Origin of the sequence: Microcoleus sp. AT8-B5 (assembly GCF_036705565.1) — a bacterium.
Classification (GTDB): Bacteria; Cyanobacteriota; Cyanobacteriia; order Cyanobacteriales; family Microcoleaceae; genus Microcoleus.
The window spans coordinates 1-25,693 of the sequence record NZ_JAUBUY010000008.1; the positions used below are offsets into that span (position 1 = coordinate 1).

The 25,693-nt window shown below is 43.1% G+C and carries 18 protein-coding genes and 1 tRNA gene; 13 read left to right on the plus strand and 6 right to left on the minus strand.

What is annotated here, in order from left to right; translation table 11 throughout:
* The first annotated feature begins 178 nt into the window (after positions 1–178).
* Positions 179–697, plus strand: a complete 519-nt coding sequence (locus QUB39_RS07590; protein ID WP_333208018.1) for a hypothetical protein — start codon at positions 179–181, stop codon at positions 695–697.
* A 434-nt stretch (positions 698–1,131) separates the two neighbouring features.
* Positions 1,132–2,076: a glutathione S-transferase C-terminal domain-containing protein gene (locus QUB39_RS07595; RefSeq protein ID WP_333057075.1), complete on the plus strand. Its 945-nt coding sequence runs from the start codon at positions 1,132–1,134 to the stop codon at positions 2,074–2,076.
* Positions 2,077–2,614: 538 nt separating this feature from the next.
* Here QUB39_RS07595 and QUB39_RS07600 read toward each other — a convergent pair.
* The 3 genes from QUB39_RS07600 to thyD all read right to left on the minus strand — a co-directional run bounded on the left by QUB39_RS07600 (position 2,615) and on the right by thyD (position 6,017).
* Complete coding sequence (locus QUB39_RS07600; RefSeq protein WP_333208019.1) at positions 2,615–3,397, minus strand: hypothetical protein; 783 nt, start codon at positions 3,395–3,397, stop codon at positions 2,615–2,617.
* A 738-nt stretch (positions 3,398–4,135) separates the two neighbouring features.
* Entirely contained in the window at positions 4,136–4,582 is a 447-nt protein-coding gene (locus QUB39_RS07605) for a transposase (RefSeq protein WP_333208020.1), read from the minus strand.
* 508 nt (positions 4,583–5,090) lie between these two features.
* The gene (thyD, locus tag QUB39_RS07610) at positions 5,091–6,017 is read right to left on the minus strand and encodes a thylakoid membrane protein ThyD (RefSeq protein ID WP_333208021.1); all 927 of its coding nucleotides are present in this window, start codon (positions 6,015–6,017) and stop codon (positions 5,091–5,093) included.
* A 148-nt stretch (positions 6,018–6,165) separates the two neighbouring features.
* On the opposite strand from thyD, the gene QUB39_RS07615 reads away from it, so the two are divergent.
* A complete protein-coding gene (locus tag QUB39_RS07615) occupies positions 6,166–7,800 on the plus strand; it encodes a DUF3352 domain-containing protein (protein ID WP_333057071.1) in 1,635 nt (544 codons plus the stop codon).
* Between the two features lie 509 nt (positions 7,801–8,309).
* Here the strand turns inward: QUB39_RS07615 and QUB39_RS07620 are convergent.
* The 3 genes from QUB39_RS07620 to QUB39_RS07630 all read right to left on the minus strand — a co-directional run bounded on the left by QUB39_RS07620 (position 8,310) and on the right by QUB39_RS07630 (position 9,598).
* Positions 8,310–8,507 carry a hypothetical protein gene (locus tag QUB39_RS07620; protein ID WP_006632682.1) on the minus strand — a complete coding sequence of 66 codons (198 nt, stop codon included), beginning with the start codon at positions 8,505–8,507 and terminating at the stop codon, positions 8,310–8,312.
* Between the two features lie 195 nt (positions 8,508–8,702).
* On the minus strand, positions 8,703–9,119 hold the full coding sequence (locus QUB39_RS07625; RefSeq protein WP_333055586.1) for a tetratricopeptide repeat protein: 417 nt from the start codon (positions 9,117–9,119) through the stop codon (positions 8,703–8,705).
* Between the two features lie 125 nt (positions 9,120–9,244).
* Positions 9,245–9,598 carry a HesB/IscA family protein gene (locus QUB39_RS07630; protein ID WP_006632680.1) on the minus strand — a complete coding sequence of 118 codons (354 nt, stop codon included), beginning with the start codon at positions 9,596–9,598 and terminating at the stop codon, positions 9,245–9,247.
* Positions 9,599–9,843: 245 nt separating this feature from the next.
* Here QUB39_RS07630 and QUB39_RS07635 point away from each other — a divergent pair, with 245 nt between their 5' ends.
* The 10 genes from QUB39_RS07635 (at position 9,844) to QUB39_RS07680 (ending at position 25,611) form a co-directional block, all read left to right on the plus strand.
* Complete coding sequence (locus QUB39_RS07635; protein WP_333055585.1) at positions 9,844–11,490, plus strand: DUF6930 domain-containing protein; 1,647 nt, start codon at positions 9,844–9,846, stop codon at positions 11,488–11,490.
* A gap of 115 nt (positions 11,491–11,605) precedes the next feature.
* Positions 11,606–11,860 carry a hypothetical protein gene (locus tag QUB39_RS07640; protein ID WP_333055584.1) on the plus strand — a complete coding sequence of 85 codons (255 nt, stop codon included), beginning with the start codon at positions 11,606–11,608 and terminating at the stop codon, positions 11,858–11,860.
* A 4-nt stretch (positions 11,861–11,864) separates the two neighbouring features.
* Positions 11,865–12,221, plus strand: coding sequence for a type II toxin-antitoxin system PemK/MazF family toxin (locus QUB39_RS07645; protein ID WP_333055583.1), 357 nt, complete (start codon positions 11,865–11,867; stop codon positions 12,219–12,221).
* Between the two features lie 62 nt (positions 12,222–12,283).
* Positions 12,284–13,720: a 9,9'-di-cis-zeta-carotene desaturase gene (gene zds / locus QUB39_RS07650; protein WP_333055582.1), complete on the plus strand. Its 1,437-nt coding sequence runs from the start codon at positions 12,284–12,286 to the stop codon at positions 13,718–13,720.
* Between the two features lie 193 nt (positions 13,721–13,913).
* Positions 13,914–14,360: an SRPBCC family protein gene (locus QUB39_RS07655; protein ID WP_015175311.1), complete on the plus strand. Its 447-nt coding sequence runs from the start codon at positions 13,914–13,916 to the stop codon at positions 14,358–14,360.
* Between the two features lie 106 nt (positions 14,361–14,466).
* Positions 14,467–16,554, plus strand: a complete 2,088-nt coding sequence (locus QUB39_RS07660; protein WP_333208024.1) for a serine/threonine-protein kinase — start codon at positions 14,467–14,469, stop codon at positions 16,552–16,554.
* Between the two features lie 86 nt (positions 16,555–16,640).
* Positions 16,641–16,714, plus strand: a tRNA-Val gene (locus QUB39_RS07665).
* Positions 16,715–16,980: 266 nt separating this feature from the next.
* On the plus strand, positions 16,981–20,325 hold the full coding sequence (locus QUB39_RS07670; protein ID WP_333055580.1) for a helicase-related protein: 3,345 nt from the start codon (positions 16,981–16,983) through the stop codon (positions 20,323–20,325).
* Entirely contained in the window at positions 20,318–24,133 is a 3,816-nt protein-coding gene (locus QUB39_RS07675; RefSeq protein ID WP_333208025.1) for an Eco57I restriction-modification methylase domain-containing protein, read from the plus strand. The genes QUB39_RS07670 and QUB39_RS07675 overlap by 8 nt, the downstream gene beginning before the upstream one ends.
* The gene (locus QUB39_RS07680; RefSeq protein WP_333208026.1) at positions 24,130–25,611 is read left to right on the plus strand and encodes an AAA family ATPase; all 1,482 of its coding nucleotides are present in this window, start codon (positions 24,130–24,132) and stop codon (positions 25,609–25,611) included. The genes QUB39_RS07675 and QUB39_RS07680 overlap by 4 nt, the downstream gene beginning before the upstream one ends.
* Positions 25,612–25,693: the final 82 nt, after the last annotated feature.

Consider the following 25,693-nt stretch of genomic DNA (forward strand, 5'->3'; position numbering starts at 1 on the left):
AGAATTGCCGAAATAGCTTCTACATGTGTTTGAATCGCCTGTTGCTCTTCGTCCGTCATAGTTCAATCGCCATTAATTAAGACATCATTATTATCGCCGATTTTGCCCAAAAATAGCTCAAAACCTCTGCCCTAGTATTTTTGGGTATTTATACTCATTGCAAAAGTGACACGCTCCCGTGGCGATCGAGCTAATTGCCTACTGCAAACTTAACAATATTTCCCTTAACAATGTGGGAAGCTTTGGTAATTATTTATCCCATTACAAAGACGAATCTCTGATGCGGATGGCTGCTTTAGTTTGTGCTGACGGTTTAATTCCCCTTGGCCCGGACTTCCTTAGAGTAGCACAAAATACCCTAGGCGGATTGAATCCTTCAACCTTGCAGCAAAACTCAACATTCCAAAATATCAGCAACCTAATTCCCGGCGCTAATAATGCAGCAAAATTTGGATTCGTGACAACAACTTTCGCCTCAGCGCAAGGTTGGATGAACAATTTAGTACAGTCTCGCGGCTTAACTCCCGCCATAGTTTTAGGCCATCTCAAGCAATACATTGATGTTACCGATGACAAATTGGATTATGTGGCGGCGTTTTTAGACATGAGTACCAATTATTACGAACATACCGGAATTCAGACGGTTGCTCGCCGATTGATCGATCGAGCTTATGGCGAAATAGCCTCGGATAGATAGTATAAAACTCGTCGCTCATCATTCTCGCTTAACAGGCTTTCCGGCCTGTTCCACAAAAATTAAATTTTATTGTGGGGAGTAGGGGTTGGGCTTCTAGCCCGCCCTGAAGGGCATTATTGCAAATGATCCAAGATATAAAGGGAACAAACCTCGTCGCTCATCATTTTAAAGAACAGGCCGAAAAGCCTGTTCTACAAAAATTAAATTTATTGTGGGCCGTTGCTCCTAGCCCGCCCGGAAGGCGGGAGTGCATTATTAATTGCTGAAACCATTGCTTAGTTTGCCTTCTTCCTTCTTCCTTCTTCCTTCTTCCTTCGGCTGTGAGTTAAAATAAGCAGATTATGTTTAGCAAACCTCTTTTAATCGCCGCCGTGAAAAACAAATCGCTTCCTTCATCCGTAACAGTCAAGCTAGGTAAATTTGTCTGGACATCAATGTGGCAATTAATGATGTCAAAACTAGCGCCGCCCGATCGCACGGGAGCATACATTCGCCCCAGCAGCAGTTTCCGGAACTTTGTCAGCACTGCACCAGACAACCCTCACGGGCCCGCCACGGGACGGTATCGCCTCTTCGTGGGTAAAGGGTGCCCTTGGGCGCACCGCACTCTGGTGACGAGGGCGCTCAAAGGGCTTGAAGATGCGATATCCGTATCTATTGTCTATCCCTCGGAAGGGGGAATGTGGGTGATGGAGTCGGAGACTTTTGGCTGCAACACGATGCCGGAACTTTACCAGTTGGCTTTACCGGGCTATCAGGGGCGGTGTACGGTGCCGGTGCTGTGGGATGACTCGAAAAAGGCGATCGTCAATAATGAGAGTTCGGAAATTATTGTGATGCTAAACTCGGAGTTTAACGAGTTTGCTAGCAATCCTCAAATGGATCTTTATCCTCTGGATTTGCGAGAACAAATTGACGAGTGGAATGAGAAGATTTACCAATCGGTGAATAACGGCGTTTATCGCTGCGGTTTCGCGCAATCTCAAGCTGCTTATGACTCGGCTTGCAGTGAATTGTTTGCTGTTTTAGACGAGATCGATCGCTCGCTCTTGAGGAGTCGTTACTTGTGTGGCGATCGGGTGACTTTAGCAGACGTGCGGCTTTTTACTACTCTATTCCGTTTTGATGCCGTTTACTACAGCTTATTCAAATGCAATCTGCGCCGCATTCAAGATTACGAGCATTTGGGAGCTTATCTGCGCGATTTGTACCAGTTACCGGGAGTTGCCGGCACTTGCGATTTGGAGGCTGTCAAGCGCGATTATTACGGCAATTTGTTCCCGCTGAATCCCGGCTGCATTATCCCGGCTGGGCCCGATCCGGCGAGTTTGCTCAAAGCTCACGATCGGGCAGGGTTCAGAAACCGGGTTTCTCCATAAATCTCTGTGATTATCGAAATTGAAGCGAATAAAATGACCTCGTTCGGGGATATATTTTAGCAAAATTCTTCTCCTTCTGGTTTTCCCCAAGAGATTTCTTCGCCCGGTTCTATTTCGCCTGCTAATAATTCATCTAGGGTATATTTGGAAACTTTCTGATTTACAGGCTCTATGACTATTTTTCCATTTTCTATACTGCAAATTACTGCATCATCTGCTTTCAGGTTGAAATATTTGGTTCTTCAGTACGTAGTATGCTAAACAACCCAAAATCAAGCTGTAAACCTTGTTATATCAAATCCGGTAGCATCGGAATTATTCATCTCTCTTATCTCCCTCTGTGTTCTCTGCGTTCTCTGTGGTTAAATCATTCCGATGCAACCGGAAACAATATTAAATAAGGATTAAACGAAATATCGCTCATTCTAGCCCAATTCATCTAAATAAATAGTCAAAACCTTTGCTCCGCAAAGGTTTTGACTACATTTCTATACAATTTGGCATACCAAGTAATGAAGAGCCATTATTTTTTGTATACTCATCCAAAGATTTTATAATAATTAGGATCTTTTTTAATAAAAACTCTCAGTCTAAATAATCGATAATAAAACACAACCTGTTTACTTAGTTTGTTGTTGATTTTCTTCCAAAGAGAACGTTTGGGATATTCAATCTGTTTATGGATGTCGAAGTAAATTTGTTTCTCCTGAATAATTGCTTGTCCATTTTGGATTCTTACTCGTTCAATATTATCCTTAAAGAATGGAAATTTGTCTTCGCGGAAAAAATCAAATGTCATCCCAATTCGAGCCGCAGCTAGCCCCATAGCATAACCCTCACCATGATAGATTTCTTGCATTTCAAAAAAGTAAGAAATTGTCTGCCAAAGTTCAAAAAATTCTCCTTCTAATCCATTCTGTCTCTTCATGACAAACATAAACTCGTGAAGCCACTTCACTTGTTGAAGATCGATATTTAGTTTTTGCCCTGCTGCTTTTATAACTTCAATTTCTTTCGGATTTTTAATGTTTTGTATGTGTTTGACCAAATCAGTACCTGCTCTTGCTGTAATTCCAGGAGACCAATTCATTTCTTCTACTAGAGGGCCTAGCAATCTAACATCAGAGTCTAAAAACATACAACTCTCAAATAGTGAGAGAGCTTTTTCAAGAACGAAACGTTTGTCATGATACCCTTTCACACTCTGGAGGTGGTGCTTGAACACCAGAACATGAGGGAAATTTTTAAACTGCTCTGGTTGATCGCTTAGGATACATAAAGTTGTGGAAGGCATATGGGTCTGGATATCTTGAGCTAGCATCTTTACATGAGCACGATACCTATCACCTACAGCTAGAGTACAAAAACAAAACTTTTCAGATGTGTCCATATGATTTGAGCGCAAGAGATGTGAGTTAAACTTGCAGAAATTTTTCGTGAATCCAACTTATGAAAATATTATAACTGACTTATGGTTACTAGATTACTCTGAAACAGTTTCAATAGCAAGGAATAAACAGAATATTAAGAATGCGTTTATATTGCGATCGCAATATTGAAGATTAAACCCTATATCCCTCTTCTGTCACTCTCCGGGGGGGGATCGCGCTTAATCTTCATCTGGCAATTAATACAAGCTATTCTATTAGAAGAAAAAATGCTCAGGTTTATTTATTATAACAACTAGATATAGTCGCGCGTGGGGCTCAGAAACCGGGTTTGAAACCCAAATCTTGGGTAGGATGCCTAAATTATCACAGAAACCCGGTTTCTTGGCTCAGGGTTAGGCGCGATCGCGTGGGGGGTTGAGAAACCGGGTTTGAAACCCAAATCTTGGGTAGGATGCCAAAATTATCCCAGAAACCCGGTTTCTTGGAGTTTCTGGGAACACGCGTGGGGATTCAGAAACCGGGTTTCTTACCCAAATCGGGCGTGAGGATGTCAAAATTATCCCAGAAACCCGGTTTCTTAAAGCCTTCAATTCTTCAAATGTTAAGTCACGATAAGCATCGGCTGAAAAAAATTGCGATCGCACTCCATCTATTTTAGGTAAACTTCCCTAACGCAAATCAATATATTCCTGATAGCTGGAAAACTCCCAATCCTCTGCTTTTTCAACTATATTAGCACAGACTGGGTTTAAGTAAATATATCGAGTTAAGTGTAATAAATAGTCTTCTCCATCCACATGAATCGCCTGAAACCGTCCCTGAAATAGTGAACCCACCCTTTGATAGCGTTTATTGAGAGCCTTAGCATAAGACAGAGTAAATGACTGCATCAGCTTGGAAAAATCATCCGTTTGCAGGTAAACTAATAAATGATAGTGGTTCGGCATCAAACAATAAGCAATAATATCGACACCATGAATAATCAGATGGTTTCTTAATTGACGTAAAAAATAAATATAGTTTTCTCGCTCAAAAAAGATAAGCTGACGGTTATTACCTCGGTTATAAACATGGTAGTAATTACGCGCTTGGAAGATAATTTGGCGACGTGGCATATCAGAGGATAGGTGAGTGGCTAGCGGAAGGGGAGGGTTCAGAAACCGGGTTTCTTACCCAAATCGGGCGTGAGGATGCCAAAATTATCGCAGAAACCCGGTTTCTTGGCTGAGGCTGAGGGGCGCGCGCGTGGGGTTCAGAAACCGGGTTTCTTACCCAAATCGGGCGTGAGGATGCCAAAAGTATCGCAGAAACCCGGTTTCTTGGCTGAGGCTGAGGGGCGCGCGTCGGGGAGTCAGAAACCGGGTTTCTTACCCAAATCTTCGGTAGGATGCCAAAATTGTCGCAGAAACCCGGTTTCTTGGCTGAGGCTGAGGGGCGCGCGTCGGGGAGTCAGAAACCGGGTTTCTTACCCAAATCTTCGGTAGGATGCCAAAAGTATCGCAGAAACCCGGTTTCTTGGATGGTTGGCAGGGCCTCAGAAACCGGGTTTCTTCACCAAATCGGGCGTGAAGATGCCAAAATTATCGCAGAAACCCGGTTTCTTGGACAACGAGGATGCGACTTCTAACTTCCCGATAAAATCTCTTCGAGTGCTAATTTCAGCGTCGGATATTGATATTGAAAACCACTAGCTAAAGTTTGTTTCGGCAACACTTTCTGCCCTTCCAAAACAACTTTTGCCCCGTCTCCCAAAAGCATTTCTAAAGCAAAACCTGGCACCGGCAACCAAGAAGGCCGCTTTAAAACTTCCCCTAAAGTTTGGCACAATTCATTCATCCGCACCGGATTCGGTGCTGTTGCATTCAAAACGCCTTCAACTTGCGAATTTTGCAAAGCGTACAAAATTAAATCAACCACATCCTCGCGATGAACCCAAGAAAACCACTGTTTTCCTGTCCCAATTGGGCCGCCTGCAAATAGTTTAAAAGGTGGCAGCATTTTTGCCAACGCGCCTCCCATTCCCAAAACTATCCCCAGCCGCAAAATTGCTAACCGCGTTCCCGCATTTTTTGCAGGTTGGGCGGCTGCTTCCCAGTCTTTGCAAACTGTTGCTAAAAAATCGTTTCCCGCGAGGCTCGTTTCGTCAAACTCAGCGGTTTCGCTGGTTCCGTAATAGCCGATCGCCGATGCGCTCACAAACACCGATGGTCTAGGATTAGCATTGACGATCGCCTCGACCAATTTTGCCGTAGTCAGTTTGCGACTGTCCAGAATTGCTTGCTGGCGCGCCTCCGTCCACCTTTCCTCCGCAATCGGAACCCCAGCTAAATTGACAACAGCGTCGCAGCCCGCGATCGACTTTTGCCAATCACCAGACTCCGCTGGAGTGTAGGCGACAACTTCCAAATTCGGATAAGCTGAAGCCGGAAAAACTCGGCTAGCCTTCGCCCCATCCCTGCTCAAAACCACAACTTGATGTCCCGCAGCTTGCAGCTTCTCCACCAGCCGGCTACCTACAAATCCCGTTGCTCCCGCGATCGCTACTTTCATCTTTTACCCGCAATGCACATTTTTAGTAGTTTAGACGATCGTCCAAACTTGTGTTAAATCATACAAAAATAAACAGCAGCCTCGATCCCCTCCCGACAAGCCAAGTGTATTTTCATTAAACTGATAAAGGACACGAGGAACACAAACCATGCCTGCAAAAAAATCAAAGCTTCTAATTGCTGCCTCCATCGCCGCAGCAGGTAGCGCTGCGGTCTACTTTTACTTCCAGGGTTTGAGCCAACAAGTATCCAACCCTCAAGACAGCGCCAAAGTTGTACCCGACGAAGCAATGATGGCCGCGTTTATCTCCCCCAATCCCCAAGCGCTGTCACAATTGCAGCGATTTGGCACGCCAGGGGCTCAAAAGTTGATCGGTCAGGGTTTGAAGGCCTTTCAAGAACAAAGCTTGGCAGGCACTCAAATCGACTTTGACAGGGACTTAAAGCCTTGGCTGGGGGGGGTGATGGTCGCTTTGCTACCCCCTGATGCTGTCACGAATACAGAGCCTCCAAAACTGCTGGTAGTAGTCAGCGTCAAAAATAAAATTAGCGCTTGGAATTTTGCGAATAAATTAAAATCTCAGCCCGGTGCAACTACTCAAGAAACCGAGTATAAAGGAGTTAAAATTTTTGAGATTGCAGAGCCAACTGGCAAGCGCTACAGTGTGGCTTTGCTGAACGACCAATTAGTGATGGCTCCTTTGAGACAGCCTGTGGAATTGGCGATCGATACTTTTAAAGGAGAACCCTCCCTCGCTACGCAGCAGAGCACAACTAAGTTTTTTGCAGAGAGTGCTGGTGTCAAGAATCCGATCGCAACTGTTTATATTGCTGACTATCCTGCGGCAATTGAGCAATTGAAAGCTAATTTGCCCGCTGATATCCAGTTGCCTTGGACAGTGTTTTCGCAGTTCAAACAGGTTAAGTCTTTGGTTGCGGGAATTGGTGCGGATAGTGCGGGATTGAGGGTAAAAACTATTGCTCAGTTAGACCCTAAATTCGTGCAGCAAACTCCACAATTTACATCAAAATTGTTGCCCAGATTTCCTGGTGAAACTCTTGCTTTAGTCGGCGGCAAGGGAATCGATCAAATTTGGTCGCAAGCAACCGCTGAGGCACAAGATAGCCCGGAAGTTGACAGGGGAGTTCAGCAGGTGAGGGATAGTTTTAAGCGGTTGGATTTGGATGCGGATCGAGAGGTTTTTGGTTGGATGAATGGGGAATTTGCGATCGGGGCGATCGGTTCGGATCAAGGGATTTTGTCTCAGTTGGGCATGGGGGCGGCGATGATTTTTGAAACCAGCGATCGCCCTGCTGCAGAAGCAACTCTGAAAAAACTCGATGCGATCGCCAAAAGCAATCCTACAGTCAGTGTCGCCCCCAGACAAGTTCAAGGAAAGGAAGTTACGGAATGGAAAATACCCCAGCAAGGCACTTTATTCGGGCACGGTTGGCTGAATGAAAATTCTGTGTTTGTAGCTTTCGGCGGGCCTTTAGTTGATGTGATTACTTCGACGCCGCCCCAGCCGTTAAGCAGCAGTCCGAGTTTTCAGGCGATCGCCACTTCTTTACCGCAAGCCAACCAAGGTTACTTTTACATAGATATGGAAAAAACCCTGTCTTGGGCTAACCAATATTTGCTTGCAGTACAGCCAAATTTAGTTTCCCCGCCCGCCGCTGAATTGCTGAATTCTCTCCGAGGAGTTAGCGTAGCCACAGCTTCTACGCAACCGACAACTGCTGAGTTGGAGATGCTTTTTGCCTTGAAATCTAACAACAATTAGGCAATTTGTAATCGGTAATTTGTAATCGGTAATTCTTCCTTCTATCCTTCTAAGGATCGCGAATTAAATAACTTACAATTTTAATTGTTATTGTGGGATGGGCCTGAAAGCCCATCCCACAAACTTTTGGAAGTTATTTAATTCTCATTCCTAAGCTGTTGCGGCCTTAAATTGTGTGTCAAAAAAAAATCAAAGTCTTGTGGGGAGTAGGGGCCCTAGCGTCCCGCCCGCCCAAAAATACAATCTAGATTCGTAACAGCCTATCCCTTAAATCCCGATTCATATCATGTCCGGTGAATCGATCGTGATTGTTGTAGGGGCGGGTTCACCGTGATATTCAACACAAATCCCAAATCCAATAAACCCGCCCCGACCGGATATTATGGTTGAGCGACCTGACATGAGCTCACTGCGCGTTGCCGGACTTTTTTCTTACTAAAAAAGATGCTGCCCTCCATGGAGGGCAGCTACTCAAATAAAGCATCTTAAAGTCTCTCACAACTTCAGAATTAACCTTCAGACATTCCTGATTTATTGGGCAATTGCAAATCATCCGGGTCTACGTAGTGACAAACTGCTTTGTCCATGCAAATCAAGGCCCAACCGGATTTATCGATGCTCATCAACTTGTAAGAAGCTGGCTGAATAAAGAAACCTTTGTGGTTGCGGGTTGCGGGTTTGATGTTAACGTGGCTGTCAGTGCTCATGTTTTTACAACTCCTAGTATTATCGTAGTAAAATCTGAAAACCGCTGAGCGGGTTTGTCAATCGTCTAAGTCTTCAAATACTAGCACTGACTTTCTGAGTTTTCCATAAAGTTATTTATTGATTTATTACGATGTCGTAATAAACCGCAAAGCCACTTTCGTCGATCCCCGCCCCAAATAGACTTGTTTGCGCGGTTACGGCTCCAGAAGCCACTGTTTAACGCGGGCGAGACTCTTCCAGTCGGGTTTTCTACTTAATCCTTCTTCAAAATTTTTTTTAACTTCGTCGAGTAACTCTTCGGAAGCCATCAGAAGTTGCTGAGCCACTTCTACGTGGGGACGCACTCCTTTCTCTTTGAGATCGAGGATCGCTACTGCTAGGTTGATGCGAGCTTGGGGGTCATGAGGGTTCAATTTAACGGCTGTTTTCGCTGCTTTTTGAGCCGAAGATGGTTTATTTTCCAACAGGTAGAGCCACGCGAGGCTAGCCCAAGCATTGCCATTTTTGGGAGCTTTTTCGCACACTTCTTTAAACACGGGGATCAGATTAGCCGGGGCTTCGCCAGCTTGGTAGCGATCGAAACCGTCTTTAAACAATTCTTCAGGGGTCATTCGATTTTAGATTTGGGATTTGAGATTTTAGATTGGAAAGAGCATTGGGTGCCGGACGCCGCAAGGCAGTCCGAGGCATTCTCAGCAATTAGCAATTACCAATCCCCAATGCCCTATTTTCCAATTTATGTAGAAAATGAACTGCCACAACCGCAAGTTTGAGTTGCGTTGGGGTTAGTAAACTGAAAACCGCCCCCGATCATAGCATCGCTGAAGTCGAGAACCAAACCGTAGAGATAAAGAATGCTCTTGCGATCGCAAACTACCTGAAAACCATCGTAGTCGAACACTTCATCGTCGGATTTCACAGTGCTCGGATCTGCGAAATCCATGACGTAAGACATACCAGAGCAGCCGCCCTGGCGCACCCCTACCCGCAAGCAGAGGTCTTTACCTTGTTTCTCTCTCAGAGCTAAAACTTGACGGACAGCAGAGTCCGTCATTTGAATGCCGCGCTTTTCAGAAATGGCTTGAGTCATAATTTGCCGAACTCCTGAGATTGTCTAATGCTAAGAGTGTAATCTTATCCCTCCATTGTACAGGCATTCGCCAGAAGGCATAAGGTTAGATGCTGAAGGCCGAATTTTTAGCTTCTAATTTTTAATTCCCGTGGGGCCTCGTTCCCCAGCTCGATGTCCTCTCCCCCTATAGGGTTTATGATTGATAAGCAGCGGTTGACCGGCTACCGGCACCGCAACAATGCTTCACCCAACGGGCTTACTCTATGGCAGCGCTGAATCGCACTACTCTTCGTCGGCTACAAAACTTACCTCAAATTCCCAGCGTGTGGGAGGGCGATCGCCGACCCTTATCTAATGCTGACTCACACATGATGCTAGATGACGATGACGTTCTAGAAGCTGGTGGCGAGTGCATTCTCTGGGTCGATGGCTCCGAAGGAGTCGTGAGGGCTATGGACATGGTAGGCCCAGATGCCGGCCCAGAGGCGCTCGTCCGGGCCCTGCTACGGGCAATGGAACATCCCCAAAGTCCGGCTCCCGCAGTCCGCCCCCAAAAAATAGTAGTCAAAAACCGAGAAATTCAATTTTATCTGCGGGGCGTACTTCAAGATTTAGGCATTTCCATTGACTACGTGCCGGAATTGCCCCTAATTGACGAAATATTTCGCGGCATGGAAGAGGTCGCCATCAACAGACCTCCTGAGTTGCCACCTCAGTATGCTGAAGTTTTAATGGAAAAAGCTGCTCAAATTTGGCAAGACGCTCCGTGGCGGACTTTGAGGGAACACCAAATTATATCTATTGAAATCAATCAGTGGGATGTCGCCAGCCTCTACGTGTCCGTATTGGGGCAAGGCAGAATGGATTACGGAGTTTTACTGTACCGTTCTCTAGAATCCTTGAAGCGGTTTCGAGAACGAGTCGTCAACGATGAATCTTTTGAAGATTTAGAACAGGCTTTTTTAGGGCAAGACTGTTTGTTTGTTACCTTTGAAAGTGCAGCAGATATTGATGAGGACGACGAGGACGAAATTGATTTAGCCGATTTGCCTCCCTCGGAAATTGAACCAAATTTCGGCAACCTACATCCTTTAGAAGGATTGCGATCGATCCTTTACGAAGAAGAAGCCCTCACGATGTTAGTTGCTCTCGAAGCATTTCATCGCTTTTTCCGCAACGGCCGCCGGAAATTGGGCTCAGACACTTTTCCCACTCTTAGCAGCCGCTACCGCATCCCTGTTCCGCAGCCTGACGGAGAAATTCAACAGGTATCCGTTAAAGTTTCCACGATGCCCGATGTGTCAGACGAATTATTACAGATGCTCGGTGATGACGATGATGACGATGATGACGATGATGAATTTGACAAGCCACTGCTGCGGGACGATTTAGTACCGCAAAATTCATTTTTGAGTCTCGGTGCCGTACCTTGGGAAACGGTAGATTTCCTGCGCCAAAGTGTCCAGTTTCACCAAGGTGCAGAAGTTGATATTAATACCGCCGGAGATGGTTTGCCGGTGGTGATGATCCAAACTTCTCATCCGAAGGCAAAAACTATGATTCAGGATTTGAAAGAAGCTGGAGGTGTGAAGGGGATTGGTTTTAATCCGGGCGAAAATCCTTTTCAGGATGAGCAATTCGACTTGGGTATTTTGCAAACTAAAAATGGGGAGCTGTATTTGTTTGGGGAGTTTAATGAAGACGATCCGGTGCATCAGGAAGCTCGCAAGAAATGGGACCGTCGCTGTAAATTAACCAACGGTTGGTGCGGTTTGATTATTGCTAAAGGGTTGATGGGTGCTTCTCGCGGTCAGCCTCAGTTTAAGGATATGATCGCTTTGCTTGAGGTTCGCTGGGTGTCTGCTAAAGAGTTGGGAATTGGGCCACTTCAGTTAATGCCGATGTTTTGAAGGAATAAAGAAGCAGGAAGAAGGAAGAAGGAAGAAGGAAGAAAGAATATGTAAAAGTAATTTGTAAGGTGCGCCCCAGCGCACCCTAGTTTTTAAATTATAAAGGAAAATGATTATGTCAAATTCTACTCAAAAGCGAGAAGTGTTAGTCGCCCTTGATGCTGAATTCGCGGAGAAAATAGACCAACTTACTGATGATTGGACGGAGGCGATCGAACAAGCTCTCCGTCTCTGGTACGCTAAGCAAATAGAAGATAAGTTGCGGAAGTTTTATCAAAACTGCAGCCAAGAAGATATTGAGTTTGAGGAAGAATGGGCAACATTTGCTCAGGAACAAATGGAAGAAATTTTAATAGAGGAAGGTCTTTGATACAATGACAGAAGCTTATCCGCGACAAGGCGAAGTTTATCTTGTTAGAGCTTTGCGAACGATCGGAGATACCAAAAAGCGTCCTGTTGCTGTCGTTTCCATAGATAGCCGGAATGAATTGAGCCGTACTGTACTGATTGTCCCTTTTACTAGCGATTTGAGAGGGGGCGAAACTCCGAGTCGGGTTTTGATTCCGCCTGGTGAAGGAGGGTTAGAATCTGACTCGCTGGCTGTCTGCGAGCAAATTATAACTGTCCAAAAGACTTATCTGGAACAAGGCGCTTACGGTCAACTTAGTGCCGATGTCCTAGCCAGAATTCAGAGGGCTATACAAGTGTCGATCGGCATTTACGAACTTTAATAATATTTCTAATATTCTAAATTTTGTTACAATTTGTAAAAATACTGTAAAGGATAGGTAAAATGCGGGTTGCGATCGCAGGTGCGGGACTGGCTGGAATGACCACAGCAGTCGATTTAGTGGAGGCCGGCCACGAAGTAGAAATTTTTGAATCCCGCCCCTTTGTTGGCGGCAAAGTCGGCAGTTGGGTAGATCCCGACGGCAATCACGTTGAAATGGGTTTGCACGTCTTCTTCGGTTGCTATTATAACTTATTTGCCCTGATGAAAAAAGTGGGAGCTTTTGACGACTTGCTCGTCAAAGAACACGTCCACACTTTTATCAATCGAGGCGGCGAAACTGGTTCTTTGGATTTTCGCTTTCCGGTGGGTGCTCCTTTGCACGGATTGAAGGCATTTTTTACTACATCTCAGCTATCGGTACAGGACAAAATCCAAAATTCGATCGCCCTGGGAACTAGCCCGATCGTCCGAGGTTTGATCGACTTTGACGGAGCGATGAAAACCATCCGCGATTTGGATAAAGTTAGCTTTGCTGACTGGTTCCGCAGTCATGGCGGCAACCAAAACTCGCTCAAAAGAATGTGGAATCCGATCGCCTACGCACTGGGTTTTATCGACACCGAAAATATTTCTGCTCGGTGTATGCTGACAATATTTCAATTCTTTGCTACCAAAACAGAAGCATCAAGGATGCGAATGCTGGCCGGTTCTCCCAGCGAATATTTGCACAAGCCAATTGTGGAATATTTGGAAAAGAAAGGAGCAAAAATTTACACGCGGCGCAGAGTCCGAGAAATTCAGTTTGAAGAAGGTGCAGAAACCCGCGTCACAGGCTTGGCAGTAGCTAGCGGCGAAACTGAAGAAACTATTACCGCTGATGCTTATCTTTTTGCATTAGACGTACCAGGAATTCAGAAAATATTGCCCCCAGCTTGGCGCAAATGGTCAGAATTTGACAACATTTATAAATTAGATGCGGTGCCAGTTGCTACAGTGCAATTGCGGTTCGACGGTTGGGTAACGGAATTGGAAGACGAAGCCAAGCGCAAACAGTTGAGCCACGCTGTCGGCATCGATAATTTGCTATATTCAGCAGATGCAGATTTTTCCTGTTTTGCTGATTTGGCGCTGACAAGTCCCAAGGATTATTATAAGGAAGGACAAGGTTCTCTGTTGCAGTTGGTGTTGACTCCGGGAGATCCGTTTATTAAACAAAGCAATGAGGCGATCGCCCAACACGTACTTAAGCAAGTTCAGGATTTATTCCCGTCAGCGCGGGAATTAAACATGACTTGGTACAGTGTAGTGAAGCTAGCTCAATCTTTGTATCGCGAAGCACCGGGAATGGATGTTTTCCGCCCTGCTCAAAAAACTCCGATCGCCAATTTCTTTTTAGCAGGAAGTTACACTCAGCAAGACTACATTGATAGTATGGAAGGAGCGACACTTTCAGGCCATCAAGCCGCTAAGGCAATTCTCGAAGCTTACAGTCATTAGTCCTTAGTCTTCTATCGTTTTCTCTCGTTCCCAGGCTCTGCCTGGGAAGGGCGATCGGGAGGCTCTGCCTCCAGTATTCGAGAGGAAAAGTGAGGCGGAGCCTCTGGATCTGCGTTACCAGGCTCTTCCTGGTAACAAGAAAAAAAGAAACAATTCTTCAATCTAAAATCTAAAATCTAAAATCTAAAATCCCATGACTGATTGGTTAGAACACAGTGTCCAAGTAGAAGTGGCAATTCCCATCGAATTAGCGTGGCAACTCTGGTCAGATTTAGAGCAAATGCCGCGCTGGATGAAGTGGATAGAATCTGTTCATGTTCTCGAAGAAGATCCAGAGTTGTCTCGCTGGAAACTCGCAACTGGCGGGTTAGAATTTAGCTGGCTTTCTCGGATTCTCAAATTAGTGCCGAATCAGATAATTCAGTGGGAATCGGTAGACGGCTTACCAAATCGAGGTGCCGTAAGATTTTACGATCGCAAAGACAGCAGTATCGTCAAGCTGACAGTGGCTTACGGAATTCCCGGCTGGCTGGGAAAATTGATGGATAACCTATTTCTGGGCCGCGTGGTTGAATCGACAATTCAGGCTGACTTGGAAAGGTTTAAAGAGTATGCTCTGAAAGTAAAAGCCACATCTTAAATTCTGACGACTCAAGTCCTTTGGTTTTTAATTGTAACGCGAGAGTCGATCGCGCTTGGGCGTCAGTATCATAGAGATGTGCTGCTGATTCCTTCTCGGTTTAGTTATGAGTTATTGCCTAAACCCCGCCTGTCAAAACCCGCAAAATGCCGATCGTACCCAATTCTGCCTGAATTGCGGCTCCAAACTGTTGCTCAGAGAGCGTTACCGCGCCATCAAACCCCTTGGGCGCGGCGGTTTTGGCCGCACTTTTTTAGCAATAGACCAAGACAAACCCTCAAAACCGCGCTGTGCAATTAAACAGTTTTTTCCCCTATCCCAAGGTACCAGCAGCAGCGAGAAAGCAGCAGAATTATTCAACCGAGAAGCGGTGCGGCTAGACGAATTGGGGAAACACCCGCAAATTCCCGAACTGCTGGCGCACTTTCAGCAGGAACGCTATCAGTATTTGGTACAGGAATTTATAGAAGGTCAGAATTTACAGGAAGAGTTGGCGCGGAGTGGGCCTTTCAGCGAAAGTCAGATTCTTAGTCTGCTGAAGGATTTATTGCCAGTATTGCAGTTCGTGCACGATCGCAGTGTAATTCACCGAGATATTAAACCCCCCAATATTATCCGCCGCCGCCTTTCTCAAACTCCCACCATTTATACTTACCCAACATTAACCGGGGAATTAGTTTTAGTTGATTTTGGCGCTGCAAAACTTGTGGAGGGTTTGAGAGAAACCGGTACAGTCATCGGTTCTCCCGAATTCGTCGCGCCGGAACAAATTAGAGGTCAAGCGGTTTATGCCAGTGATTTGTATAGTTTGGGAGTAACTTGCATTTATTTGCTGACTCAAATATCTCCTTTTGATTTGTTCGATATCAATCAAGATGCTTGGGTTTGGCGAGACTTTTTGAAGGTTCCAATTGATCCGAAATTAAGTCGCATCCTCGACAAAATGATCGAATCGAGTCTCAGTCGGCGCTACAAATCTGTAGCTGAGGTATTGAAAGATTTGCAGCCGCAGCAGTCGGCGGGGGCGGGCACGGGGGCGGGCACGGGGGCACCGCCCCTACCAGCGCCTAAAATTTCCGTGCCGCAGAGGACGCCTGTGGTGCAGAATGCAGTGCCGCCAACGGTTGCAGGCACCATTTTACCTGTGCCGCCGATGCAGCGGGTTGTGCCCGCACGCGCGCCTACTTGGAGGTGTGTTCATACTCTGGTAGGGCATTCTAATGCTGTTACGTCGGTAGCTTTCAGTCCTGATGGCGCGACTTTAGCTAGCGGCAGTGAGGACAAGACGATTGAGATGTGGAAGTTGGAGACTGGTAGGCGGTGGTACACTCTTACGGGTCATTCTGACTGGGTGACTTGTGTGGCGTTTAGTCCTGATGGCGCGACTTTGGCTAGTGGCGGCCGGGACAAAATGATTCATATTTGGGATTTGAATAAGGGTAAGTGGTGGTACGCTTTGGCTGGTCATTCTGACAGGGTTGCTGCTGTGGCGTTTAGTCGGGATGGTCAGGTTTTGGCTAGCGGCAGTCGGGACAAAACTGTGCAGTTGTGGAATTTGAATAAGGGAAGGCCGATGTCGGCTTTGACTGGTCACGCTGGCGGGGTGGAGGCGGTGGCTTTTAGTTCTGGCGGGGAGTTTTTGGCTAGCGGCAGCCGGGACAAGACTGTGCAGTTGTGGGATTGGCAAAAGGGTCGATCGATTTGTACTCTGGCGGAGCACGGGGATTGGGTGCGGGCGATCGTTTTTGCGACCCCCCCCAGCCCCCCCTTGGTAAGGGGGGGAGTAGGAGAAGGATTGACTTCCTCTGTGTCCCCTGCCGGTCAGACCCCCCCCAGCCCCCCCTTGGTAAGGGGGGGAGTAGGAGAAGGATTGATTTTGGCTAGCGGGAGTCGGGATGGTACGGCGAAGCTGTGGCGGGTGGATGCACAGGGGCGTGGAATGCTGTTGCGGAGTATGAGGGACAATTCTGGGGATGTTTTGTGTGTGGCGTTGAGTCCCGATGGTCGGGTTTTGGCGACGGGGAGTCGGGATGGGACGATTTATTTGTGGGATGCGGGTACGGGGGGTTTGCTGGAAATTCTGACGGGCCACGGGGAGGAGGTTTTGTCGGTGGCGTTTAGTGCTGATGGGGGGAGTTTGGCTAGCGGTGCGGGCGATCGAACTGTGAAGATTTGGCGGGGGATTGGGCATTAGGGGCGATGTCAAGAGTGCCCGCTTAAAAAATTTCATATTTATGCTTGACAGGCGATCGAATGTTCTGCTACATTAGGAATTCGTGAGGACGCATAGCTCAGTTGGTTAGAGCACTACGTTGACATCGTAGGGGTCACTGGTTCGAGTCCAGTTGTGTCCATGAATTTAAATCATTTATAAATCAAGGGTTATAGGTTTTCGATCCTACCGAGAGTTCTGTTTTCCGCTGATATTTCGCTCACTCTTCCCTTAATGTAGCCTCTCCGTAGGGTGTCCCGGAGCCGAAAAATCTGTTGAAATCGAAATAATCAATGTCCGGGGCATCCTACAAGTTGATTTAACTGTGACACTTGCGTAAGTCCTACAAGATTTTAACATTCTTAAAAAAAAATATGTTTAACAATAAACCTTGAACAGGTAAAAAATATGCCCCGTTCGATTTTTTCCTTATCATATTCAGGCATTAAAGATAACCACACACGGGGGTGTGTTGGTGATTTTTTAAGATTTAAAATCAAAGAAGGTTCCCGCTTATCAATTGTTTCAGCTTATTTTACAATTTATGCTTTTGAAGAGCTGAAAGAACAGCTATTGAAAATTGAAAAATTACAATTCCTGTTTGGCGAACCAACTTTTGTTCTCGATCCTCACAGAAATGAAACCAAAGCCTTCTTAATCGATCGAGAAGGGTTAACCCTCCTAAAGCAGCTTCAACAAAAACGTTTAGCCAAAGATTGTGCTGACTGGATTAGAGAAAAAGTAGAGATAAAATCGATCGCAAAGTCTAACTTCTTGCACGGAAAACTCTATCATATTGACAATGAAGTACAGGACATCAGACCCGATGGATCGACTACCATTTATCGAGTTCCCTCCGCGATTATGGGAAGTTCTAATTTTACCATAAAAGGCTTAGGATTGTCTGACAATATCAACAATATTGAATTAAATTTAATCGTCAGTAGCATAGAAGACACTTATGATTTCAAAGTTTGGTTTGACCAAATTTGGAACAATGAAGAACTGGTCAAAGATATCAAAGCAGATGTGTTGTTTTATTTAGAACAATTATATACTAACTCCACCCCAGAACTGGTTTACTACAAAACCCTATTTCATATCTTTGAAAAATTTTTAGCAGACCAACAATACGCTGGATTGTTCAGTGAAAGCAACCAGCTAGTTGATACTACCATATGGAATACTTTATTGGAATTTCAAAAACATGGCGTAATAGGAGCAATTAATAAAATTCGCACCCATAATGGTTGTATTATTGCCGATAGTGTGGGTTTAGGAAAAACCTATGAAGCCTTAGCAGTTATTAAATATTTTGAAATCCTGAACTATAGAGTTTTAGTGTTATGTCCAAAAAAATTACGCGAAAACTGGACAATCTATCACGCACAGAATAATAGTGAAGTAAATCCATTTGTTAGCGATCGCTTTAATTATACAGTCTTATCTCACACAGATTTAAGTCGTGAGTCTGGCAAATCCGGTGATACCGATTTAGGGACTCTTAACTGGGGAAATTATGACCTAGTAGTAATTGATGAATCCCATAATTTCCGCAACAACACTAAGGGTAAGCGAGATGAAGATGGGAATATAATTCGTAAAAGTCGTTATGAGCGACTGATGGATGACATTATTAAAGCGGGCATTAAAACCAAGGTTCTATTACTCTCTGCTACTCCTGTTAATAATAACCTGACTGATTTAAGACATCAGCTTGAATTTATCACTGAAGGCAAGGATGATGCTTTTCAAGCAGCAATTGGTGTAGTTAGCCTGAAAGATACTCTAGCTAGCGCTCAACGAGCTTTTACCACTTGGTCAAAAAAGAGTAGTCGCATAACTAGCGAACTCTTAAATTCCCTTGATTCTGGGTTTTTTAAACTGCTTGACGAATTAACCATAGCTCGTTCTCGCAAACATATTCAAAAATATTATAAAGATGTTGTAGAGCAATTAGGCGGCTTCCCAATTAGGATAAAACCCTTGTCTATCTTTCCAACAATTGATTTGAAAGGTAAGTTTATGTCCTACGACAAACTCAATGATGAAATTTCTAATTATAAATTGTCATTATTTAACCCTTCTAAATATGTTTTGCCGCAGTACAGAGAAGAATACGAACATAAATCAGGACAAAGATTTAAGCAGAGTGTACGCGAATATTTTCTCATCGGGATGATGAAAGTTAACTTTCTTAAACGGCTGGAAAGTTCGGTGACATCCTTTGCAATTACGATGGCAAGGACTATCGCTAAAATTGCAGATTTACAGGAACGAATTAAAACCTTTAAGCAGTTTCGAGATCAAAACCAGAATATTGAGTTTAATCAGTTAAATCTTGAAGATATTGATGATGAAGAACTACAAGCAGCTATCGAGGTTGGTTCCAGGTTTACTTTTAAGATGGCACATCTTGATACTGATGAATGGTTAAAAGATTTAGCAGAGGATAAGCAACAACTCAAGATTCTTTATAATTCCGCTTTGCAGGTTGATGAAACGCGGGATGCCAAGTTAGCCGAATTGAAAAAATTGATTCAAAACAAAGTAAAACAGCCAACAATTAATAAACAAAATCAACCTAACCGTAAAGTTTTGGTATTTACTGCTTTTGCCGATACAGCAGAGTATCTTTATCAGGCTTTGCACGAATGGAGCGCAACTTCTAAGCTCAATATTAACATAGCTTTAGTAGTTGGGGGAACTGGCCGAAATAAAACTACATTTGGCAAGAATGAGTTCAATCAAATTCTGACTAATTTCTCTCCCATTTCCAAAAAGCGCGACAAGATGCCATCTATGCCCCAAGATGGAGAGATTGATTTATTGATTGCGACAGATTGTATTTCTGAAGGGCAAAATTTACAGGATTGCGATTATCTAGTTAATTACGATATTCATTGGAATCCAGTCAGAATCATTCAGCGTTTTGGACGGATTGACCGTATCGGTAGTGTTAACCATACAGTACAGTTAGTGAATTTCTGGCCTACTGATGACTTAAATAAATACATCAATCTCAAAAATCGAGTAGAAGCAAGGATGGCGTTGGTAGATATTGCCGCTACCTTTGAAGACAACTTGCTGGAACCGGATGAAATTGAAGAGTTAATTCAAACGGATTTAAAATATAGAGATAAACAGTTATTACGATTGCAGAATGAGGTATTAGATTTAGAGGATTTCAACGAAAGCGTTGCCCTCAATGAGTTTACCTTAGATGACTTTCGCATTGAACTAAGTAATTACTTGCAAAGGAACCAGAAACAGCTAGAAGATGCACCTTTGGGTATTTATGCAGTCGTTCCACCAGCGTCGGAAAATCCGATAATTGCACCAGGAGTAATTTTTTGTTTAAAACAGAAAGGTGATACTTCGGGAAATGAGCAGGTTAATCCTCTGCAACCGTACTTTCTGGTGTATATTAGAGAGGATCAGGTAGTACGTTTCAGTTTTGCTCAACCTAAGCAGATTTTAGAGATGTTTCGGTTGTTATGTGCGAATCAGGCGCAAGCTTATGACTCGTTGTGTAATTTGTTTGACAACCAGACGAATAACGGGGAAGATATGAGTGTTTATAACGATTTGCTTGAGAGGGCGGTTGATTCGATTACTCGGACTTTTAAGAAGCGGTTAGGTAGTAATTTGTTTAAGTCTGGTAAAGGTGCGGTAATGCCAGAACACAAAAAACAGGTGACAAGCAAAACTGATTTCGATTTAATTACATGGTTGGTGATTAAAGATGAATGAACGAGAGATGAAAGATAAAATTGCGAAATCTATCCAAAGTTTAGCTGCGGGTAATGCAGCCGAGAAGCTAGAGCTATTATTCCAAACCCTAGGATATACGACGCAAAGAAAATTTGAGTTAGATAGCAATTCCCCTGAAGATTTTATCGATACTTTTGGATTTGGGGAAATCAACCAGCAACGGGCGAGTTTATCTCAATGGAAGTCGGTTGATTTTTTGTTTCAACTGACTGAAGATGAGATTAAATCCAATCGTAAATTAGGATTTTCTAGTAACATAGATCAAAATTATCTGCAATCTTATATTTTCTTGGCGGTTGAGTTGCGGGAGAATGATTACACACGCAGTCAGCTATCGGACATTACTCGCGAAGTTAACCGTCAATCTGATATTCCGATTATGGTTTTATTCCGACATGGTGAGTGTTTTACTTTGTCGATAATTAACCGCCGTCCTAATAAACGAGCAACTTCTAAGGATGTTTTAGAAAAAATCACTTTAATTAAAGATATTAATATTTTTCAGCCCCATCGCGCTCATATTGAAATACTTTTTGACCTTTCATTACCTCAGTTGTTTAAACAGTATCAATTTACTAACTTTGACCAATTGCATGATGCTTGGCAGAAAACTCTTGATACTTCTGAACTAAATAAACGGTTTTTCAAAGAAGTAGCTAACTGGTATTTTTGGGCGGTACAAAATGTTACTTTTCCCGAAGGTGCGGGGGGAAATGTCGAGATTCGTAATGCTACTAGCGTTATTCGTTTAATTACGAGATTGATTTTTGTTTGGTTTCTCAAGGAAAAAGGGTTGGTACCAGATGATTTGTTTAACTATCAAAGGGTACAGCAATTAATCAAGTCCTATGAACCGACAGAAAGCACTTATTATAAAGCGATTCTGCAAAATTTATTCTTTGCAACCCTGAATCAGGAGATGAATACTCCTAGTAAACCTGATAATCGTAAGTTTAGAAATAAGGCGAAGCAAGCAGGGGGACGTGACCAAAATTACATGGTGCATAATGTCTATCGCTATGAGCATTATTTTCACGATTCCCCAGCGATACTCAGATTGTTTGATAATATTCCATTTCTGAATGGTGGTTTATTTGAATGTTTGGATAAACCCGATCAATATCAGCCTAAACAGATTGTCCGCATTGATGGTTTTTCGGAACGTCAGGATAATCGGCTAAATATTCCTAATTGTCTATTTTTTAGTGAATCCGCTCAACAAATTGATCTGAATGATGTTTACGGGACAAAAAACAAGCGCTATACGGTGCGAGGTTTAATTAATATTTTTCATAGTTATAAGTTTACTGTTACTGAAAATACCCCGATTGAGGAAGAAATTGCCCTTGATCCTGAGTTGTTAGGGAAGGTATTTGAAAATTTACTCGCTGCTTATAACCCGGAAACGAATACAACTGCTAGGAAGCAAACCGGATCTTTTTATACGCCGCGTGAAATTGTTGATTACATGGTAGATGAGGCATTAATTGCTTGTTTGGAAGGTAAATTGACTTCACTCAGTGGAGAAAAAGAAGTGAATCAAAGGTTGCGCCATCTGTTTGCTTATAATAATCAGTCGCATCAGTTTACAGATACAGAAGTATCAGGATTGATTGAGGCGATTGATAATTTGAAAATTCTCGACCCGGCTTGCGGTTCGGGTGCTTTTCCGATGGGTATTTTGCATAAATTGGTGTATATTTTGAGTAAGCTTGACCCGCAAAATGGCAGATGGAAGGAAAAGCAAATATCTAAGGCTAGTGAGATTCCTGATGGCACGATTCGAGAAAAGGTAATTGAGGATATTGAGCAAGCTTTTGAGCATAATGAGTTGGATTATGGACGGAAGTTATATTTAATTGAAAACTGCATTTATGGGGTAGATATTCAGCCGGTGGCTATCCAGATTTCTAAGTTAAGGTTTTTCATTTCGCTGATTGTTCACCAAAATATTGATGATTCTCAGGAAAATCGGGGTGTACGTCCTTTACCGAATTTGGAAACTAAGTTTGTGGCGGCTAATGCTTTGATTGGAATTAAAGGGGCTGCTGATTTTACTTTACGTGATCCTCGCATTGAACAAAAGGAAAAGGAATTAGCAGAGGTTCGCAGAAGTTATTTTATGGCTCGTACTCCTAAAACTAAGGCTAAGTATCGAGAATTGGATGATCAAGTTCGTCATCAGATTAGTGAGATTCTTAAAAGTGGTGGGTTTCCGAGTGAAAGTGCGGAAAAGTTGGCTAATTGGAAGCCTTATGAGCAAAATGCTGTGGCTGATTTTTTTGATTCAGAATGGATGTTTGGGCTAGGTGATGGTTTTGATGTTTGTATTGGCAATCCGCCCTATGTGCGCCAAGAACAAATTAAAGAGTTTAAACCCATCTTTAAAAGTCAGTATGATTGTTATACAGGTGTAGCTGATTTGTATGTTTATTTTTATGAGCAAGGGTTAAAGCTCCTGAAAAATCAAGGTATTCTCTGCTACATCTCATCAAATAAATATTTTCGCTCTGGTTACGGGGAAAAGCTGCGTAAGTTTTTAGCTAATGAATCGACTATTCAGCAATTAATTGATTTTGGTGATGCACCGATTTTTACGGCTATTGCTTACCCTAGCATCATTATTGCTAGTAAAGAACAGCCTAAAAATCATCAAACTCGCGTTTTAAATTGGGAATTAGGGCAAGCTGTCGATCAGTTTGCTTCAGTGTTTGAAAATCAGAGCTTTTTGATGGCACAAAAGGAGTTGACTGCTGATGGTTGGCGGCTAGAGTCGTCAACAGTTCTCAATTTGTTGGAAAAACTGCGAACAACTGGTACACCGCTAGGGGAATATGTGAATGGCAGATTTTATTACGGTATTAAAACAGGCTTTAACGAAGCATTTGTGGTGGATAGAGAAACGCGAGATAGGCTAATTGCTGAACATCCATCATCGGCGGAAGTTCTCAAACCTTTTTTGCGCGGAAGGGATGTTAAAAGATGGAGTGTTGAATATCAAAACTTATGGTTGATTTTTACAAGACGAGGAATTGATATCAAGAAGTATCCAGCAATTGAAAATTACCTAAGCCAGTACCAAGAAAAGCTCACACCAGGTACAGGTAGAAAAGTCGGTACTTATAAATGGTACGAAATTCAGGATAACGTCGCTTATTGGCAAGAGTTTGAGCAGCCTAAGATTGTTTACCCAGATATTGCTATTCGTTGTGAATTTGCTTTTGATACTAATAGTTTTTACCCTGACTGTACCTTGTTTTTGATTCCAGCAGAGTCAAAATATTTACTAGGCTTTCTTAACTCTGGAATGATACAATTTTTTATCAATCAAATTTGTCCTGCTGTGCGTGGTGACTTTAAGCGTTTCAAATCTATCTATGTCTCTCAAATTCCTATCCCTACGACCACTGAACCACAGCGCAATGTTATTGAAACCCTAGTTAATTACATAATCTACCTCACCGGCGAACTCAAAGATATTCCTAGTCATGGCGAAAAGATGGTAGAAACAGCAGAAGACAAATTGATGCTGAGTTATTTTGAGCAAGTTGTGGATGCGCTGGTGATGGAGTTATATTTACCGGAAGAATTGCACAGCCATGACAAATACTTCATGAGTCATGTGTTATCGGAAAATCTTCCCGTTTTCGATACCATCAAAGGTGATAAAATGCCAGCGCTGAGACAAATCTTTAAACGACTGTTTGACTCTGAGCATCCGATTCGGGTTAATATTTATTTTTTGAATAGTTTAGAAGTCGTTCGTATTATTAGAGGTTTAGGATGAGAATTATTAAAGTTGAGATTAAAAATTTTCGTGCTTTCTACAATCATCATATTGTCGAATTAGCAAAAGTTGGAGAACGTGGGAAACCAAACTTACTGATTTATGGTGAAAATGGTAGCGGTAAATCCTCCCTTTTATTAGCACTTCAGTATCTGCTTGAATCTGGAATTAATAATCTAGACTTTGAGCAATATAAAAATATCTTTGCACCGGAAAATGAGGAAGGCTATATCAAATTCTTTTTGCGACAAAACCTGAATACACCCCAAATTGTTCACGAGTGGTCATCTACCACCCGCACTACCAACGATCCAGACATAATTGCCGCATCTCAAGCTAAAGGTATCCTAGACTATAAACGTTTACTTGAAGTTCATTTTATCCATCACAAAGAGTCCGAAGTCAATATTTTTGAGCTATTAGTTCATAGCCTGTTAGGACAGTGTATTAATGACCTTCATCCTCTGCAAAGAACCTTTCCTGATAACTGGAATGACTTACTAGCAATTGTTCCAAAACAAAAAAATCACAAGCGCAAAATTGCTATTTTTGAAGCCGAAAGCCAAATCTTTAATCAAGGACTACGCGCCAAGCTCAACGAGTTAGAGCAAAAAGCTACACAACTGATGGAATATTTTGGCTATAAAATTGTCATTTCTTTACATTTTCAAGGCATTACTTTTGATAACACAGCCAAATATAGAGACGACCAAAAAGAAAATTGTATTGACAATCGGAAGATTTTATTAAATATTAAGTTCCTAGAACGAGAAATATCTAGTCCACATCACTTCCTGAATGAAGCAAAACTCTCTGCTATTGCGATCGCGCTTTATTTTAGCTCTCTCCTCGTAGCACCGAAACCCCAACTCAAACTACTCGCCTTAGATGATATTTTTATTGGCTTAGATATGTCTAATCGCCTCCCCTTAATTGATATTATCAAAGATCAATTCAGCGAGTACCAAATATTTTTGATGACCTACGATCGGGAGTGGTATGAAATTCTTAAACAGAGATTTGATGGTAACAAATGGGTTTTTCAGGAACTTTATTGCGGAAAAATTACAGAGGATTTAGAAATTCCTGTCTGGAAGCAAGACACTGATTATTTAGACAAAGCACAACAATATCTTACCCCGGCTCCCCCTCAAGCTCCCGATCTCAAAGCATCCGCTGTATATTTGCGTACCGCCTTTGAAGTCATCCTCAAAAAATTCTGTGATAAGCATTACTTAAAGGTAAAATATCAAGAAGAGTCTAAAAAATTAACAACCGATGACTTTTGGCAACCACTTATCGCCTACAAAAAGGATGGAACTCTGTTTCTAAGTGCAACCTGTAAACAAAATATTGAATTATATCGTACATTAATTATGAATCCCCTAAATCATGCACAAATTAGCCAAACTTACGGTCGCGAAATTCAAGAAGCAATTGATGCAGTAAAAACTCTCAAACATGAGTTGGGCATATGATATTAAACTAATACTGAGTGATATCGAGAGAAAACGTCATGACCGAACTGTTAGATGAGGTGCGATAGATAGAAATCGCGAC